The sequence below is a fragment of the Microcystis sp. M049S2 genome (assembly GCF_020245625.1).
Taxonomy (GTDB): Bacteria; Cyanobacteriota; Cyanobacteriia; order Cyanobacteriales; family Microcystaceae; genus Microcystis; species Microcystis ichthyoblabe_A.
The window spans coordinates 1-17,946 of record NZ_JADBUN010000197.1; the positions used below are offsets into that span (position 1 = coordinate 1).

Below are 17,946 nucleotides of genomic sequence, written 5' to 3' on the forward strand. Positions count from 1 at the left end.
GATGATTAGCTTTAAGGGCGACAACGTAGTCAGCTTTTTTGGCTTGAATATGATTAATAATCGCCGTTTGAGTTCCCATAGCATCTAGGGTGATAATTGCCCCTTGAAGGTCTAACAGTTCTAGTAAAGCGGGAATAGCGGGAATCTCATTGGATTTATCTTCCACCTTGACTTGTCCTAAAACTAATTTCTGCTCCCCCGCCCAAGCCGTCACTAAATGCAAGGCTTTAATTCCTTGATTACGGTCGGAAGAACCTCTGAGACTTTTTAGTAATGGTTGTGTTGAAGGTCTCAACAATAAGCTCAAGGTAATAAAGCGATGTGGATACGGGTTTCGTAATTTTGAAAATTTTGAAATCTGGGTTCTTCTATCTTGTAACAAATCTATGAATTTAGCATACTAAACTCGGATGAATCTTTTTATTTTGCTACTCCTTATCATTCTTGGGAGAGGGGATTAAACGAGCCTACTAATGGACTGTTAAGACAATTCTTTCTCAAGGGAACGAAGTGGAAAATTGTTAAGCCAGAGCAGGTAGAAAGAGCCGTAAACTTAATTAACAATCGTCCTCGAAAATGTCTTGACTATCGTACCCCGAATGAGGTATTCTATGAAGGTATATCAGACAGTAATGCAATTCAGATTTGAATTGGCCGTTTTTAGGCAAAGGGAGACAGATATACCCCTATCCCTAGACACATAAAAGTGCGATGTCAAGAAAGAATTGTAATCATACCAAACCGGGGACTTTGCGATAGATAGAAACGGTCGATCCCCGAAATCCTACACTGGTAAATTCTACCTCATCTCCCGCTTCATAGATCTGTTCTTGCCAAACTCCCGAATCCTCGCGACGGTGACATTCAATTTTCATCTGATTTTGATGAATAAGAATATATTCTTTTAAGGTAGGACAGGTTTGATAATCCCTAAATTTATCACCCCTATCAAAGGATTCCGTCGATTTCGATAATACTTCAATAATCAGAACGGGATAAAGAATAAAATCATCGGTATTGTTAATCTCTCTCTCGTCACAAACCACCGCAATATCGGGATAATAATAACAATTTGCCTCCTCTAACCGGACTTTGATATCGGAAGTGAGAACAAGACAGGGACTATCATCGAGATGGATACTCAATAAAGTAGCTAGATTTGTATTTAAGACAATATGCGGCTTTTTTGCCCCTACCATCGCATAAATCCGTCCTTTTCGGTACTCATGCTTGATCGGACTGACTCTTTCCCCTTCTAGATACACTTCTGGAGAGACATAAAAAAAATTAGGATTCGTCACCATGGTCCTCATGCTCCCTATTCTCGAATAACTAAATTATAGCCTTTGGGAATCATCGCTCTTGGACTCAATCTCGCTAGACTTATAGATCAATGATTGTCACTTGTAATATTTGTATTACAGTTATGTGACAGAATAGAGATAACGACCCTTAAAGGGACGTTATTTAGGAATGAATCCCGAAAACGATTGATATCCATAGGTTTGCCAGAATGTCCAACGCTAAAAGTTACAAAGATACCGTTAATTTGCCTCAAACTGACTTTGATATGCGAGCAAATGCCAGCAAACGTGAGCCAGAAATCCAGAAATTCTGGCAAGATGAGCAAATATACGAGAAATTAGCGCAAAATAACCCCAAAGAATTATTTATTCTCCACGATGGTCCTCCCTACGCTAACGGATCCCTGCATATCGGTCATGCTTTAAATAAAATTCTCAAAGACATTATCAATAAATATAAACTGCTGCAAGGTTACAAAGTGCGCTATGTGCCGGGTTGGGATTGTCACGGGTTGCCGATCGAACTAAAGGTTTTACAAAGTCTCAAAAGCTCGGAAAAAGAGGGTCTAACCCCTTTGAAATTACGTCAGAAAGCCCATGATTTTGCCCTTCAAACGCAAAAAGAACAGTGTGAAGGTTTCAAAAGGTATGGAGTCTGGGGAGACTGGGAAAATCCCTATTTAACCCTACAACCGGAATACGAGGCCGCTCAAATTGCCGTATTCGGAAAAATGGCCCTAAAAGGTTATATTTATCGGGGACTAAAACCGGTTCACTGGAGTCCTAGTTCTCAAACCGCTTTAGCTGAGGCAGAATTAGAATATCCCGAAGGTCACACTTCCCGCAGTGTCTATGTTGCTTTCCCGATCACATCAGTTTCAACCCCGGTTTTAACGCCATTTTTGCCTAATTTATCCGTGGCTATCTGGACGACTACCCCTTGGACTTTACCCGGGAATTTGGCCGTCGCATTAAACCCAGAATTAAACTATTCAGTGGTGGAAACCAGCGAGTCTAATTATCTAATTGTAGCGACGGATTTAGTCGAAAAATTGGCCGACACTTTTAACAGGACTTTGACGATTAAAGCAACGGTTAAAGGTCTGGAATTAGAACATACTAAATATCGTCATCCTTTGTTTGACAGAGAAAGTGCGATTCTCATTGGTGGGGATTATGTCACCACCGATTCCGGCACCGGATTAGTTCATACTGCACCTGGCCATGGTCAGGAGGATTATATCGTCGGCCAACGTTACGGTTTACCGATACTTTCCCCCGTGGATGATAAGGGAAATTTTACCGCAGAAGCGGGACAATTTGCGGGTTTAAATGTCTTGAAAGATGCTAATGAAGCAATCATTTTAGCACTGACAGAAAAAGGGGCCTTACTCAAAGAAGAAGCATATCAGCATAAATATCCCTACGATTGGAGAACCAAAAAACCGACAATTTTCCGCGCAACGGAACAATGGTTTGCTTCTGTGGAAGGATTCCGGGAATTAGCTTTAGAAGCAATTGATTCGGTGCGTTGGATTCCTGCAACAGGGAAGAATCGCATCACTTCTATGGTTAGTGAAAGAAGCGATTGGTGTATCTCTCGTCAGCGCAGTTGGGGGGTTCCTATTCCTGTTTTTTATGACGAAGAAACAAATGAACCTCTGTTAACCGAGGAGACGATTAATCACGTTCAAGCTATCTTCGCAGTCAAGGGTTCTAATGCTTGGTGGGAGTTATCCGTAGAGGAATTGTTACCTCCCAGTTATCGCGATAATGGTCGCAGTTATCGCAAGGGAATGGATACTATGGATGTGTGGTTTGATTCTGGTTCTAGTTGGAATGCGGTGGCTAATGCTCGACCAGAATTAAGTTATCCTGCGGATATGTATCTAGAAGGATCGGATCAGCATCGGGGATGGTTTCAATCGAGTTTATTAACCAGTGTCGCTGCTAATGGTATTGCTCCCTATAAAACGGTGTTAACTCACGGTTTTGTTTTGGATGAGCAGGGACGAAAAATGAGTAAATCTCTGGGTAATGTCATCGATCCCAATGTGATCATTAATGGTGGTAAAGACCAGAAAAAAGAACCCGCTTATGGGGTAGATGTGATTCGGTTATGGGTGTCCTCGGTGGACTATACCAATGATGTGAATATCGGTCAAAATATTCTTAAACAGTTGGTAGATATCCGTAATAAAATCCGTAATACTGCCAGGTTTTTACTGGGGAGTTTAAATGATTTTGATCCCGTTAAAGATGCGGTAGCTTATGAAGATCTACCGGAGATCGATCGCTATATGTTACATCGTATCTCGGAAGTGTTTACGGAAGTAACGGCAGCTTTTGAAAGTTTCCAATTCTTCCGCTTTTTCCAGACGGTACAGAATTTTTGTGTTGTCGATTTATCTAACTTTTATATCGACATCGCTAAGGATCGTTTATACATTTCTGATCCTAATTCTTTCCGTCGTCGCAGTTGTCAAACAGTTTATGCTATTGCTTTAGAAAATCTCGCTAAAGCGATCGCTCCTGTCCTGTCTCATCTAGCGGAAGATATCTGGCAATTTCTCCCCTACAAAACTCCTTATTTATCAGTATTTGAGTCAGGATGGCTAAACATCGATCCTGCTTGGAATAATCGCGAATTGGCCGATAAATGGGCGAAATTCCGGCAGCTACGCACCGAAGTTAATAAGGTGATGGAAACTGCCAGAAATGATAAGGCGATCGGTGCTTCTTTAGAGGCAAAAGTTTTACTTTATGTTCCCGATGAAACCTTACAACAGGAGTTAGAATTATTCAACAATTGTGATAGTTTAACGGGGAATAAAGTCGATGAATTGCGTTATCTATTTCTCTCTTCTCAAGTGGAATTAGTCAGTGATATTAGCGCGATTCAAACCGCAGAATATAAAGGAGAATCGGACTTTGTTTCGGTGGGAATTGTCAAAGCAGACGGCGAAAAATGCGATCGCTGTTGGAATTATTCCACTCAAGTGGGAAAATTTGCCGATGATCCCACTATTTGCGAGCGCTGTAATGCCGCTTTAAAAGGAGAGTTCTAAGCTAAATTAAAAGGGTGCTTTATTGTCTAATAAAGTACCCTTTTAACTGTGAAAATTTTATAGATATTAGGAGGGATAAAAATTATGGTTAATTATCTCAGTCAAGAAGAGAAATTACTAGCAGCCGAAGAAGAAAAGTATCTAGAGGAAGAAGATGATGTGGATTTTCCTCCTGTAGATATTATTGCTTACAATGAGCAGCGATCCTGCTCTGATCTAGTTAGAATGTATCAAAAAAAACAATTGGTTATCGATCCAGATTTTCAAAGAGATGTGGTGTGGACTGATCCACAACAAACTCGTTTTATTGATAGTTTAATGAAACAGTTACCGATTCCTAGTATGTGTATTAGTCTTGACTATAAGACAGATAAACGCTATATCATCGATGGATTACAACGAATTAATACCATCGTCAAATTTTTAACTACTGAAGATTGGAAGCTATCAAAATTACCCGATGTAGATTCGTCTATTTCTGGAAGAACAGTTGAGGAAATAAAAACTCAGCATGAAGAATTATATGAACGCGTAGAAAATATGACTATTCCCATCACGGTGATTCGCTATGACTCCAGCAAAAAAGCTCATAATAATTATATTTTTACCATTTTCCATCGCTTAAATACCGGTGGAGTAAAACTCAATAATCAGGAGATCAGAAATTGTATCTATAATGGCGAGTTTAATAGTTTTTTAAAAAAATGCGCTCAATATGAAAACTGGCTTTTGCTGATGGATCGAGAGCAGCAAAAAGCATCTCGATTTGGAGATGAAGAATTAGTGCTTCGTTTCTTTGCTTTTTATGATGAATACCAGAACTACAAGGGGAAATTGACCAGATTTTTAAATGATTATATGTATAAACATAGATTTGCTCACGCAGATTTTATTCAAGATAAAGATGAATTATTTAAGCAAACCGTTGACTTGATTTATGATAAAATCTTCAAAGAGGAACCTCTCAAAACCAGTAAAGTTATTGCTGAGGGAATTCTTTTAGGAGTTGCCAAGAATTTAGATACTTTAGTCAATCTCTCCAATGGTGAATTACAAGACAAGTATTCTAGATTAATAAAATCTGAACCATTTTTGACTAAAAATTTAGCTAGTGGTATGTATCGAAAAGATAAGGCTTTAGAGAGAATTAATACATCTATCAAAATTTTTTCATCTACTGGTAATGATTACTAAAAGTTATTTATTCAAGACGCTAAACAGGCTTGATAAACTCTATAATGACTCTACAACTGATGATAAAAAAATTTTTTATTCTAAACTAGCTCTTATAGAATTATGTGGCTGGATCGAGGAAACTATGGATGATATAGTTTTAAGATGTGCTAAACGATGCTTAAAGTCCGAAGCTAACAAAAAATTCATCGATAAGACTATTAGTGGTACTCATAGTTTTGAATATGAAGCTTTTAGAAAAATGTTGATGATAGTTATTGGTTTAGCAACATTAGAAAAAATCGAAAAAAAGTTAGAAAAAACCGGTAAAATTAGTGCTTTAAAAGGTGATCTTGTTAATCTAAAGAAAAGTCGCAATCGAGCGGCTCATACTCATACTAAAGGTACTTTGAGAACCTATGACGCTCCTTCTAAAACTCAACATGATTTTGATAGAATATATGCTTTGTTAACAGAGTTAGATGCAGAATTGCAGCGTCATAAGTGTTGACTTATTTCTCGTACAATCGCTTTTAGCGCACCTTCGACAAAGACAATCAGTCAAAATTAAATCCCCTAACCGGCGAAAATTAACTGCAAGCGATCGAAAAACTGGGAAAATATTCAATTGATTCAATGTCATCTTTTTTAACTATCCTGCCCATGAATAATCAGGTCATTCGTACTGATAAAGCTCCGGCCCCTGTGGGTCCCTATAATCAAGCGATCGCCGCTCCTGGTCCTTTTCTCTTTGTTGCGGGACAAATTCCCCTGGATCCCGTCACGGGTGAAATCGTCTCCGGGGAAATTAGCGCCCAAACCGAACAAGTTATGGCCAATCTAGAGGGCATTTTAACCGCTGCTGGGGCTAATTGGTCAAATGTGGTGAAAACTACCGTCTTTCTGTCGGATTTAGCCAATTTCGGGGCGATGAATCAAGTTTATGCCCGTTATTTCCCCCCGGAAACTGCCCCGGCCCGGGCCTGTGTGGAGGTGGCCCGTCTTCCCAAAGATGTGCTAGTGGAAATAGAATGTATTGCCGCTTTAGCCTAAAAATCAAGGTGGGCATTGCCCACCCTAAGGGAATCTCTCTCTAGACCACCAAAGCTTCTAGAATCGTCTTATTGTAGATAATTCGCCCTACAGTAGTACGCACATACTGAGAAATTATCTCACCATCCTTCTCGCGGGTTTTGCGCTCCCGATAATATTTCCAGATGCTGCCATCGGGGAGAGTTTCCGTTTCTAGGACTTCCTCATCGGGTTTATTGGTTTTCACCTTTTCTCCGACCGGTAAACGCAACCACACAGAAGCGTGTAGATCCACCAATCCCTGATCGAAAGAGCGAATAGCGTCATCCATGCTGGCGAAATAACGACCCCCACCCTTTTGGGCCTTGGGATTTTCGGCCGTGAGATAATAACAACCCAAAACCATATCCTGAGAAGGGGCAACAATCGGGCGACCGGTCGCCGGTGAGAGAATATTATGACAAGCTAACATCAATAAGCGCGCTTCCGATTGTGCTTCCAGGGAGAGGGGAATATGTACGGCCATTTGGTCCCCGTCAAAGTCAGCGTTAAAAGCGGGACAGACGAGGGGATGTAACTGAATCGCCCGGCCCTCCACCAGTATCGGTTCAAACGCTTGAATGCCCAAACGGTGCAGGGTAGGAGCGCGGTTTAACATCACCGGGTGTCCCGTGATCACTTCATCCAAGACGTGCCAAACATTGGCATCCCCCCGTTGGATCATTTTCTTGGCTGCCTTGATATTATTGACGATGCCTAATTTAATTAAACGATGGATAACGAAGGGTTGGAACAATTCGATCGCCATTTCCCGGGGTAAACCGCATTGATAGATCTTCAACTTCGGACCGACAACGATAACCGAACGTCCCGAATAGTCAACCCGTTTACCGAGGAGATTTTGACGGAAACGCCCCTGTTTACCCTCGATAATATCCGATAAAGACTTCAGGGCGCGATTATTGGCCCCCACCACCGTGCGACCGCGACGACCGTTATCAATTAAAGCATCGACGGCCTCCTGTAACATCCGTTTTTCATTGCGGACGATAATTTCGGGAGCGAGAATTTCTTGCAGACGGGATAAACGGTTATTGCGGTTAATCACCCGACGGTAGAGATCGTTCAGGTCAGAGGTGGCAAAACGGCCGCCGTCCAACTGCACCATCGGGCGTAAATCGGGAGGAATCACGGGAATTACGCTTAAAACCATCCATTCTGCCTGAGAACCCGTGGCGATAAAGTTATCGATTACCCGGAGACGTTTAATTAATTTTGCCCGTTTTTGCCCTTTACTTTCGACAATTTCTGTCCGCAGTCTTTCCGCTTCTTCTTCCAGGTTAATTTCCTGTAATAGTCTTTGGATAGCCTCGGCCCCGATACCCACTTCAATACCGACTAATTCCGAGTCCTCCGCGTAGATTTCTTCTTCGATCTCTAACCATTGATCTTCGCTGAGGAGTTGTTTATAACTAAGATTGCCGGCATTGCCCGGATCGAGAACCACATAGGCATTAAAATAGACGATCTGCTCCACGTCCCGCAGGGGCATATCGAGCAGGATACTGAGATAACTGGGAATACCTTTGAGATACCAAACGTGGGTGACGGGGGCAGCTAATTTGATAAAACCCATGCGATGACGACGTACCCGCGACTCGGTGACTTCCACCCCGCAACGTTCACAGACAATTCCCCGGTGACGGACGCGTTTGTATTTACCGCACCAACATTCCCAATCCTTCGAGGGGCCAAAAATTTTCTCGCAGAATAACCCATCCATTTCCGGTTTGAGAGTCCGATAGTTGATCGTTTCTGGTTTGGTTACTTCTCCGACGACTTGACCGTTAGGCAGGTTTCTTTCTCCCCATTGCCGAATTCTTTCGGGGGACGCTAAACCGATTTTGACGTAATCAAATCTTTGATCTGTTGGAGTCTTCATTCTGAATTTTTTACTATGGGTAATGATTCTGGGATAAGCGATCGCTCGCGCGTTCTCGATGCCCCGATGACAACTATTAGGCAGAAACGACGGTTAACTCAGTCACTTTTTCTTGGGGTCAAACTGGCCCGATCGAGTCCGGGACATTACATTATACAATTTTTCTAGTTCGATCGACCATTAAGTGATATTTTCCCAGATGGTGATGCTGCCGTCGGCCGCAGCCGCTGCTAGGTGACAATAGTCGGGGCTGAGAACTAAACTGGAGATCGGCGATGATCGCTCATTGGTGGCGCTGAGAGTTGCGATCGCCTGTTGAGAATTGGCTAACCAGATTTTAATTTCTCCGTCGGTTCCCCCGGTAAATAACCACTGACCCTGCTCTGCGAATACCAAGCTTGTCACCTGACCATTATGGGCATTAATCACCCGAATTGGCGCAAAATGACCGCTTTTCTCCGGGTTGTATTGCCAGATTTTCACCGTCCCATCCACACAACCGGCGGCAATAATCTGACTATCGGCAGCGATCGCCAGACTCTGCACCGAAGAAACGTTACCGGATAGGACGGCGATTTTTGCTCCCGATCCCAATTGCCAGAGGGTGACAGTGCCATCACCCCCAGCTGCGGCGATAAAATCTTGATTAGGAGCCACTGCTAGGGCATAAATTGCCCCTAGACTGTCATAGGAGCTAAATTCTTCGTTTTCCTGCTCTAAATTCCACTGTTTTAGGGTTTGATCGTAACTACCGCTAACCAAAAAATGCCAACGGGGGGCAAAATCTAGGCCGTGAATCGAACCGAGATGACCGAGGAAAATTTGATTTAATTCCAGATTACTGGCATCCCTGGCTAAAGTCCATAATTTAACGGTTTGATCGAATCCTCCCGTCGCTAGATGATAATCGCCGTTTCCGGTCACTGCTAGGGCTAAAATGCCCTGATCATGAGCTTCCACCGTATTAATCAGGGTTCCTCTCGCAAAATCCCAGATTTTTAGGGTACGATCCCAACTAACGCTAATTAAAAACCGTTGATCCTCGGTAATTGCGATCGCTGTAATCATTTCCCGATGGGCGCTCAGACGGCGATAATAGTGCCAATGGGGGATAGGGACGGGGGGGGAAGTGGGAGTTAAATTAAGGGCGGGTAGGGTGATTTGTGGCTCATTTTCCGCTTTTATGGCGTTAATATCCGCCGATTCTTCGTTAATCGGCAAAATCTCTCTTTGTAAGCGACTGTAGGATTTTTCCAGATGTTCGATGCGTTCCAGCAGCCCGTTACGGTTGATATATTGAATAATTTGATTGTAGGACTGTTCGAGGGTGAGAATATTCTCCTCTAATTCTGCGATCTCGCGTAGCGAGCGCGTTGCGACCGCACGGGCGTTATCGCTGGCCACCGAGGGAGTGAGGGACTGTATTTGGGCCGATAAAGCTTCTTTTTCTTCTTCCCACTGCTCCTGTAAATGACCGGTTATCTCGGTTAAGCGTTGAAGTTGCCTGGTTCTTTCTCGGAGACGATTGAGAATATTCAACCCGAAAGTCACGACTAGGAGGAACAAAGGCAAAAACCCCGCACCCATGGCGATAAGGGTAAGCAGGGTTAATCCTAGGGCGATATATTCCGCTAATTCTAGCCCATGGAGGCGATGGTCGGTCATTTTGCAGTTACCGGTAAAGGGATTTTGATCATCTCCTGATTTCAGACTCATGGTAACGCTAATTGCCGCCTTGGGATTGACTAAAATTAATTTTTAAGCAGGAATTAAGACTTTTTCCTTAGTTTCTATCGGTGCGGTTAAAGCGGATTCTAAATCGGCCTTCCCTAGTCTTGCTTCCAAAATTTTCAGCACTTCCCGTCCAAAATCATCGGGATTTTGTCGCCATGCTTGCAGACAAACTTCGCCAAAGAATGACCCCAAAGGTTCGGGATTCCAGAGCAGTTTTTTGGCTGTCCAGGGCATTAAACTCATGGGATCGTAGTCGGGTTTAATAATTTCTTTTTTGAAGGCGTATTCTTCTAGATGGGTGTGGGGTTGTAGCCCGATAAAAAAGATGGCTGGTTCCACTTTATCGACTCCAAAAATATTTTCTAATTCCCGATGATAGGCGATGGTTTGACGAATGGTTTCTAGGGTTTCATCAATAACATTAAAAGAATAATTTACCGAAACCAGATCATTAAAACCTGCCGCTTTTAAGTCTCGACAATTTTGCAGAACTGTCCGTAAATTATAGCCCATACGCATCTTGCGTACTAATTCCTGAGAACCACTGGTGATGCCAATTTCAAAGTAATTCATTCCTGTTTTTACCATTAAATCGCACAGTTTCGGTGTGAGATTATCGGCGCGAATATAGGCAGCCCAATGGATATCTTTCATCCCAGCAGCGAGGATTTTTTCTAATAGTTCTTCTACATCGTTGATAAATTTTCTGGCGGGGATAAATTGGGCATCGGTAAACCAGAAATTGCGAATGCCGCGGTCGTATAATTGACGTATTTCCTTAACTACTTCATCGGCGGGATTAATGCGTACTTGTTTCCCTTCGACAACGGTATAGATGCAGTAGCAGCAGTTATGGGGACAGCCGCGCTTGGTTTGTACCCCGATATAAAAGTCGTTTTCTTGGAAATAGTAGGAAAATTCCGGCCAAATACTGGCGATATAATCGTAGTTACAAGCGGATTTTTCTAAGGGGGTGGGGGATTCGTGGATTAAACGCGGCCGGGGTGTGGTTTCTCCGACGACATAACAACGTTCATCGCTAAAGTCCCGGCCGGAGAGGAATTTTTCTAGCAGGGTTTCCCCTTCTCCTACTGATACAATTGTTCCTGTGGGCAGTTTGGTTTTTAGTTGTTCGTAGAAAACACTGACGGCACCACCCCCGACGATAACTCGCGCTTCGGGATGGTATTTTCTGGCCCGCTGCAACCCTCGGCGAATTAGTCCCTGATTGCGCCATAATTCGCCGTAGTAGGCGCTTGTCACCTTCAAACCTCCTAAAGCACCTCGCAGCTTGATTAGGGGGTTTTTAGCGTAGTAAAATTCAAAGGCGTTTTGCAGGGGATTACCACCGCGACCACCGACGGGGGCATATATTTGGATATCTCGCCAGGAGAATACTAGCAGGGTGGGCCGAAATTCGTCAACACAGCGATCGAGTGCTTGGTTAAAGTCTAAGGGTGGGACTGCACCAAGGTCAAAAATCCTTTGTTCGATGTCGGGGAATAGTTTATGAACGTGGTCGGAAAGGTAAACCACACCGATGGGGAAAATGGGGTTACAGGGGAGTCTAACGTAGAGGATGCGTTGTGCTTGCGGTTGAGTCATGAGATTTCTGAATGGGACGAGGACGCATTCTGAGTAATCTTAATATAACTTAACTTTGTCCGGCTTGTCTGGCAGTTATCAGTTATCAGTTATCAGTTATCAGATGTGAGTTTTCAGTTCACTGTTTACTGTTTACTGTTTACTCAAAAGCTTCCCACTTCCCCACTTCCCCACTTCCCCACACCCTACACCCTACACCCCACACCCTACACCCTACACCCTACACCCCACACCCCACACCCTACACCCCACACCCTACACCCCACACCCTACACCCCACACCCCACACCCCACACCCCACACCCTACACCCTACACCCCACACCCTACACCCCACACCCCACACCCCACACCCCACACCCTACACCCTACTTGCGTCTAAGGTTAAACTTTAATTCCTAGTACCTGTGTATGGGTTCCCCGCGCTTGGGTGACACCGATGGTTCTTTCCGATGCTTCAATCATGGGACGACGCAAACTAACGACAATAAACTGCGCTTGTTGTGCTTGTTTTTGAATCATTTTGGCCAATTTCTCCACATTTGCCCCATCTAAAAACATATCCACTTCATCAAAGGCATAAAAGGGAGAAGGACGATATCTTTGTAGGGAAAAAATAAAGCTTAAAGCGGTTAAAGATTTCTCACCTCCAGACATGGAACTTAATCGCTGTACGGGTTTTCCTTTGGGATGTGCCACCAGATTTAAGCCACCATTAAAGGGATCATTTTCGTCTTCTAGTTGCAAGTAACCATCGCCATCAGACAGGGTGGCAAATATGGTCTTAAAGTTTTCGTTAACGGCAGTAAATGCTTCCTGAAAAGCATTAAATCTGAGGGTGGTAAAGTTTTCTATCCGCAAAAGTAGTTCGGTTCTTTCTCCTTCTAGAGTTTGCAGTTTTTCTGATAGTTCATCTAATCTCTCTTTAGTTTTTTGGTATTCTTCTAAAGCTAACATATTCACAGGTTCTAAAGCTGCCAATTTCTTTTGTAACTGCCGAATATCGCTTTGAATTTTCTCGAAATCTCGCTCGCTTTCAGGAATTTCGGGCAAGGGATTGGGTAAGTCGCTTTCTAGTTGACTAATTTCTGTCTGTAAAGTGGTTAGTAATGCTTGTCTTTCCTCTTGATTGTTGACCAACTTTTCTGATTGCCAGATAGCCTGTTGTTGTTGGTTTTGTTGTTGTCGCAAAACTGTCTCTAATTGGTCTCTTTTTTGCTTGGTTTCCCCTATTTGTCGGGATAATTGCTGTAAACCTTGATTGATTTCTAAAATATGGTGATCAAGTTTTTCTATCTCCAGATTACCGATATTTCTCTGATTAACTGCATCGGTGATTATTTTCTCAATCTCGGTAATTCTATCCGCAGACTCTTGACTTTTTTCCTCTAGTCTGATCTGTTGATTTTGTAGGTCTTTTAACTGTTCGCGGACTGTAGCGAGGTGATTTTCTTGGGTTTGTAACTCTAATTCTTGAGCGCGAATTATTCCCTGTACCTGTTGCCATTCGCTATGGGTATGATTGGCCTCTAAAGCAGTTAATTTTTCCTGTTCTTGCTGTAAAGATAACTCTAACTCAGGAATTTCTCCGGTTAATATTTCTAAACGTTGACGAGAAATAGTAATTTCCTCTTGCTGGCCCGATAATTGACGGGTTAAATCCTCTTTTTCTGTGGTTAAACGTTCTAAATCCTTGCTTAATTGTTGTAGAGATAATTGATTTTCCCGATGACTTTGACGGGTTTCGGTTAACTGTTGGGTTAACTGACTGATAAGATGATTAACTTGGGTGATTTTTTCTTCGTTGCGGGTAAGAATGCGATCGATTTCTGCTAATCTTTCCCGTAGAGATTCCACTTCACTAGACTCCTTAGGAGAAATTTTACCAAAACGCAGCCCCGATCGCGTCGGTTGGCTGCCTCCGGTCATAGCACCAGTCATCTCTAATAACTCGCCATCCAAAGTAACGATGCGATATTGATTGATATAATAACGGGCAGAATCTATATCCTCGAAAACCACGGTACTGCCAAAAATATAGTTAAAAACCTCCCGATACTGGGGTTGAAACTTAACCAAATTCACCGCTAAATCCAGATAACCCCGCGCATGACGCAGAGAGGAAATATCTTGGGGACGGGGAGGACGAATTTTATTCAGGGGTAAAAAAGTGGCCCTACCGATGCGACGCTGTTTTAGCAAGGCAATTCCGGCAGCCGCAACGCTATCATCTTGGACGACTACATGACCTAAACGACCTCCGGCGGCGATTTCAAGAGCAATTTGATAACGTTCCTCTACTTCGCCCAATTGTGCCACTAATCCGCAGATTCCGGGCAAATCTGACTGTAATAATATTTGAGTAGCATAGGTTCCCTGGGCCTCCTGTTGCGCTTGCTTAGTCGCTTCCAGTTTATCTAATTCCCTCTGTTTGTCCCGTTGTTCTTTTAGCAGACGTTTTTGGGTGTCCTGACTGATAACGCGATTTTGTTCAGCAATGGTGAGTTTTTGGGCTAAATTTTGGATATCTGGTTCCGATTGATTAATTTTTTGTAATATTTCTTGACTTTCTTCTGTTTTTGTGCCAATAACTTGCTCTAATTCTTGCAGACGTTGACCAGCTTCTACTATATTAGTTTGCAATCGATCGCATCTTTCGGTCAATTGGGCCCGTTGGCTACGGTAGGGGTTTAATTGTTCCTGAAGACGGGTAATATTGCGGGAAAGGTCACTTTGTTCTTTTACCCAAGCTTCTGACGCTTCTGCGAGACTACTTGCTTGCAGACGATGGGTTTCTAGGGTTTCCCTTGCGGTTTGGGTTGTCAGTAGGAGATTGGGTAAAATTTCAGTTTCTAAACGGCTTTTTTGGGCAGTAATCTGGTTTAATTCGCGATTATAGCGATTAATTTCCTCTAAAAGTCTGGTTTTCTGTGCCTGAGATTCTTTTTCGAGGTTTTCTAACTCTTTTTGTCGTTGTTGCTGTTGTTGTCGTTTGGCCTGTTGACTCGCTAATCGGGAAGTTAGGGACAGGTGTTCATCTTCCCCAAAAGCTTTAACCTGTTGATTGAGTTTCTCTAATTCTTGACTATTTTGGGCGATTTGTTTGGATAAATTGGCGATAGTCTCCGTTAAAACCTGTTTTTCCCTTTCCCCAGCTTGAATTTGTTCTTTTACTTGCTGGCAGCGCTGCTGGAGATTTTGCCAATGGAGGACAATTTCCCATTGTTGTTTTTCTTGGACTTGGGCCTTGAGTTTTTGGTATTTTTCGGCTTTAATGCGATCGAGTGCTAATTTCTCCAGAGATTTTTGCAATTCTGTGGCAATAATTTGGCAGCGTTCTTCCCTTTCTTTAACCGAATCGATATTCTCCTTAGTTTTCTCAATTTTGCGGTCAAATTCGGCTACTCCTGCCAATTCGTCGATAATTTCTCGTCTTTCCTTGGCATTCATGCTGATAATTCGGGTTACGTCCCCCTGTAACACCACGTTGTACCCTTCGGGATAGATGCGTAAACGGTTTAATTGGTCGTGAAGTTCGCTAACCGTACAGGTTTCCCCATTGATATAGTAGGTAGAAGTATAGCTGCCACCCTTAGCCACTTTTAAGCGTCGGGAAACCGTCCAATCCCTATCGGTTGCGTCAGGAATATCGGCAATATCAAAAGTCACCGAAACACTCGCTTCTGAGCTATGACGTTGACTGTTATAGCTGTGATTGACTAAATCCGGTAATCTTTCGGCCCGCATTCCCTTGGAAGTAGCTAATCCCAAGCAAAATAGCAATGCGTCAAGGATATTCGACTTTCCCGAACCATTTGGACCAGAAACCACCGTAAACCCCGGTAAAAAGGGTATAGGAGTCGTTCCCCCGAAGGATTTGAAGTGTGAGAGTTCGACCTTTTTGATGTAAACCATGGCAATAAGCAAAAAGTAGGCAAGCTATCAGCTGTCAGCTGGAATCGATAAGGGATAACTCCGGTTTATCCTTGACAATATCCTCAGACTTGACCGGAGATGAGTTTGATTAGTTGCGTAGTTGGAAAATTTTATGACAACACCCTTATAGAAAAATATAGCTGATAGCCCCCTTAGATGGCTTGAATCCATTCCTTGACTTGGTACTCTGTCCAGATGCCATTTTGCCAGTAGGGATCCGCTTCGATTAATTCTCGCACTTCTGACTCGCTGGCTGCCTGATAAATTGCGAAAACTTGGCTTAAATCTGCCGTTGGTCCGATAGTAACGAGAATTCCCCGTTCTTTCTGTTGATTTAATCCCTCTAGATGCGCTTGACGATAGGGTGCGCGTTTTTCCAGCACATTTTCACAATAACTACCCCAGACAACAAATTTCGGCATATTTGACCTGTACTCTCTTGATCTGTTGCTATTTTACGATCGAATCGTCAATCAGACTAAATCGCTATGGAAAAGTGGCAAGTGGTAGGTTTTTCGGTTATCAGTCAACAGTCATCAGTGAACTGAACAGTCAAATCTGATAAGTAATAACTGCAATAGTTAATTTTTGTAAAAAGTAGTTGACAAATTGCCAGTGCTTTAAAGTGGGATTTACGTCACTTAACTTCTTGTTAATAGCCTAAACTTCTATGGTTACTATTGAAATTATTCAATAGACTGGGGCTGTTAAGTCAAAGTTGCGATATTAAAGGAGGTAACGATATGAACGTAATTATCGAGTGGAATGACGTTTTTTTAGAAACTATTCGGAAAATTGGTGGCGGTCCGACACCGATTGCCCGGGCGGGGGCGATGTTACAGGTGGCGATGTTTAACGCCATTAATGCCCTTTCGGGGAATTTATACAGTCCCTATCCTAGCAATTTAAAGTTAAAGCCTGATCCCGGTACTTCTCCTGAAATAGCGGCGGTTTATGCGGCCCATCGTATTCTTAGCCGGATTTATGTCAATCTGACCATGACTTTTAATACTGCTTTGGATACATCCCTGCAAAGATTAAACGTGGTTAAGATGTCCGATGCCGATACCAAAGGTAAAACCTTTGGGCAGGCCGTGGCCGATTCCATTCTCACCCTGCGTCAGAATGACGGTTCTGACCAACCTCCCCTGTATAAACCGGGTAATCAGCCGGGGGATTGGCGACCGACAGGATCCGGGGATGCGGTTGCCCCCCAATGGCCGGACGTGACTCCCTTTGTCATGACTTCTGGGAGTCAATTTCGGCCGCCCTTTCCGGGTAACTATGCTAATAAAATCGACCTTCTCCGTAGTCCTGAATATGCGGCCCAGTTTAACGAAGTCAAACTGTTAGGGGCGGCCAATTCCCCTGCGCGTACTGCTGCACAGACTAGAATTGCCTTTTTCTGGGCGAATGATGTGGATGGAACCTATAAACCCCCTGGTCATCTGTTCCGCATTACCCAAATTGTTGCCCAACAAAGAAATTTATCTCTACTGGAAACAGCGCGTTTATTTGCCCTAGTGGGTTTAGTCATGGGTGATGCCGCTATTGTGGCGTGGGATGCTAAGTACCGGCTGCCGATTAATCTCTGGCGACCGGAAACAGCGATCCGTCTGGCCGATCAAGATGGTAATCTTTTAACCGAAGCTGATCCCAATTGGCAACCCCTATCAATTAATACCGCTGGTCAGCGTTTTAGTCCCGCTTTCCCTGCCTATGTTTCTGGTCATGCCACTTTTGGGGCGGCCCACGCTGGGATTATGCGTAATTTCTTTGGTACTGATAACGTCACTTTTACCGCCGACACGGACGATCCTAACGCCGAGGGGATTAAACGCACCTATAATAGTTTTAGTTCGGCGGCTTTGGAAAATGGTCGCAGCCGTGTTTATCTGGGAGTTCACTTTCAATGGGACGGTGACCACGGTTTCTGGTCGGGTACACAGTTGGCTGATTTTGTCTATGCCAAAGTTTTACAGAAAGTTTAGGTAGGGCTTGCTGAATAAATCTAAAAACCTTGTTGGATAAGGCTTTTAGACTTTTTTTCCCTCAAAAAGTGCCGACCATTGGAGGGATCGGGGGTAGAATTCAGGTACTTTTTCCCTGAAAATTAGGTAACTGACTACCTCAAAATCGGTAAAACCCTACAC

The 17,946-nt window shown here is 43.3% G+C and carries 12 protein-coding genes and 2 pseudogenes; 7 read left to right on the forward strand and 7 right to left on the reverse strand.

What is annotated here, in order from left to right; all coding sequences use genetic code 11:
- Positions 1 to 268 (reverse strand): annotated as a pseudogene (locus IM496_RS16530) (ISAs1 family transposase); the annotation flags it as partial.
- Here IM496_RS16530 and IM496_RS16535 point away from each other — a divergent pair.
- Positions 258 to 404 carry a transposase gene (locus IM496_RS16535; protein WP_409866297.1) on the forward strand — a complete coding sequence of 49 codons (147 nt, stop codon included), beginning with the start codon at positions 258 to 260 and terminating at the stop codon, positions 402 to 404. The pseudogene IM496_RS16530 and the gene IM496_RS16535 overlap by 11 nt on opposite strands.
- A gap of 14 nt (positions 405 to 418) precedes the next feature.
- Positions 419 to 649, forward strand: a pseudogene (locus tag IM496_RS16540) (transposase); the annotation flags it as partial.
- An 82-nt stretch (positions 650 to 731) separates the two neighbouring features.
- Here IM496_RS16540 and IM496_RS16545 read toward each other — a convergent pair.
- A complete protein-coding gene (locus IM496_RS16545; protein ID WP_287662607.1) occupies positions 732 to 1,304 on the reverse strand; it encodes a Uma2 family endonuclease in 573 nt (190 codons plus the stop codon).
- Positions 1,305 to 1,513: 209 nt separating this feature from the next.
- Between IM496_RS16545 and ileS the strand changes: the two genes are divergently transcribed.
- From ileS to IM496_RS16565, 4 genes are all read left to right on the forward strand, one after another.
- Entirely contained in the window at positions 1,514 to 4,372 is a 2,859-nt protein-coding gene (ileS, locus tag IM496_RS16550; protein WP_008202857.1) for an isoleucine--tRNA ligase, read from the forward strand.
- Between the two features lie 84 nt (positions 4,373 to 4,456).
- Complete coding sequence (locus IM496_RS16555; protein ID WP_287662608.1) at positions 4,457 to 5,566, forward strand: DUF262 domain-containing protein; 1,110 nt, start codon at positions 4,457 to 4,459, stop codon at positions 5,564 to 5,566.
- Complete coding sequence (locus tag IM496_RS16560; protein WP_287662610.1) at positions 5,556 to 6,056, forward strand: HEPN domain-containing protein; 501 nt, start codon at positions 5,556 to 5,558, stop codon at positions 6,054 to 6,056. Before IM496_RS16555 ends, IM496_RS16560 begins: the two co-directional genes overlap by 11 nt.
- A 125-nt stretch (positions 6,057 to 6,181) precedes the next feature.
- A complete protein-coding gene (locus IM496_RS16565; protein ID WP_002762767.1) occupies positions 6,182 to 6,598 on the forward strand; it encodes a RidA family protein in 417 nt (138 codons plus the stop codon).
- 40 nt (positions 6,599 to 6,638) lie between these two features.
- On the opposite strand, the gene IM496_RS16570 is transcribed toward IM496_RS16565, so the two are convergent.
- The 5 genes from IM496_RS16570 to IM496_RS16590 all read right to left on the reverse strand — a co-directional run bounded on the left by IM496_RS16570 (position 6,639) and on the right by IM496_RS16590 (position 16,215).
- Positions 6,639 to 8,519, reverse strand: a complete 1,881-nt coding sequence (locus IM496_RS16570; protein WP_104397720.1) for a DNA-directed RNA polymerase subunit gamma — start codon at positions 8,517 to 8,519, stop codon at positions 6,639 to 6,641.
- A gap of 180 nt (positions 8,520 to 8,699) precedes the next feature.
- Positions 8,700 to 10,235, reverse strand: coding sequence for a WD40 repeat domain-containing protein (locus tag IM496_RS16575; RefSeq protein WP_287662611.1), 1,536 nt, complete (start codon positions 10,233 to 10,235; stop codon positions 8,700 to 8,702).
- A 42-nt stretch (positions 10,236 to 10,277) separates the two neighbouring features.
- The gene (locus IM496_RS16580) at positions 10,278 to 11,858 is read right to left on the reverse strand and encodes a photosystem II high light acclimation radical SAM protein (RefSeq protein WP_194018328.1); all 1,581 of its coding nucleotides are present in this window, start codon (positions 11,856 to 11,858) and stop codon (positions 10,278 to 10,280) included.
- A gap of 383 nt (positions 11,859 to 12,241) precedes the next feature.
- Entirely contained in the window at positions 12,242 to 15,772 is a 3,531-nt protein-coding gene (smc, locus tag IM496_RS16585; protein ID WP_287662613.1) for a chromosome segregation protein SMC, read from the reverse strand.
- Between the two features lie 173 nt (positions 15,773 to 15,945).
- Positions 15,946 to 16,215, reverse strand: a complete 270-nt coding sequence (locus IM496_RS16590; protein ID WP_002736230.1) for a YciI family protein — start codon at positions 16,213 to 16,215, stop codon at positions 15,946 to 15,948.
- A 321-nt stretch (positions 16,216 to 16,536) separates the two neighbouring features.
- On the opposite strand from IM496_RS16590, the gene IM496_RS16595 reads away from it, so the two are divergent.
- Positions 16,537 to 17,784 (forward strand): vanadium-dependent haloperoxidase, encoded by a 1,248-nt coding sequence (locus IM496_RS16595; protein WP_287662614.1) that lies wholly within the window; start codon positions 16,537 to 16,539, stop codon positions 17,782 to 17,784.
- Positions 17,785 to 17,946: the final 162 nt, after the last annotated feature.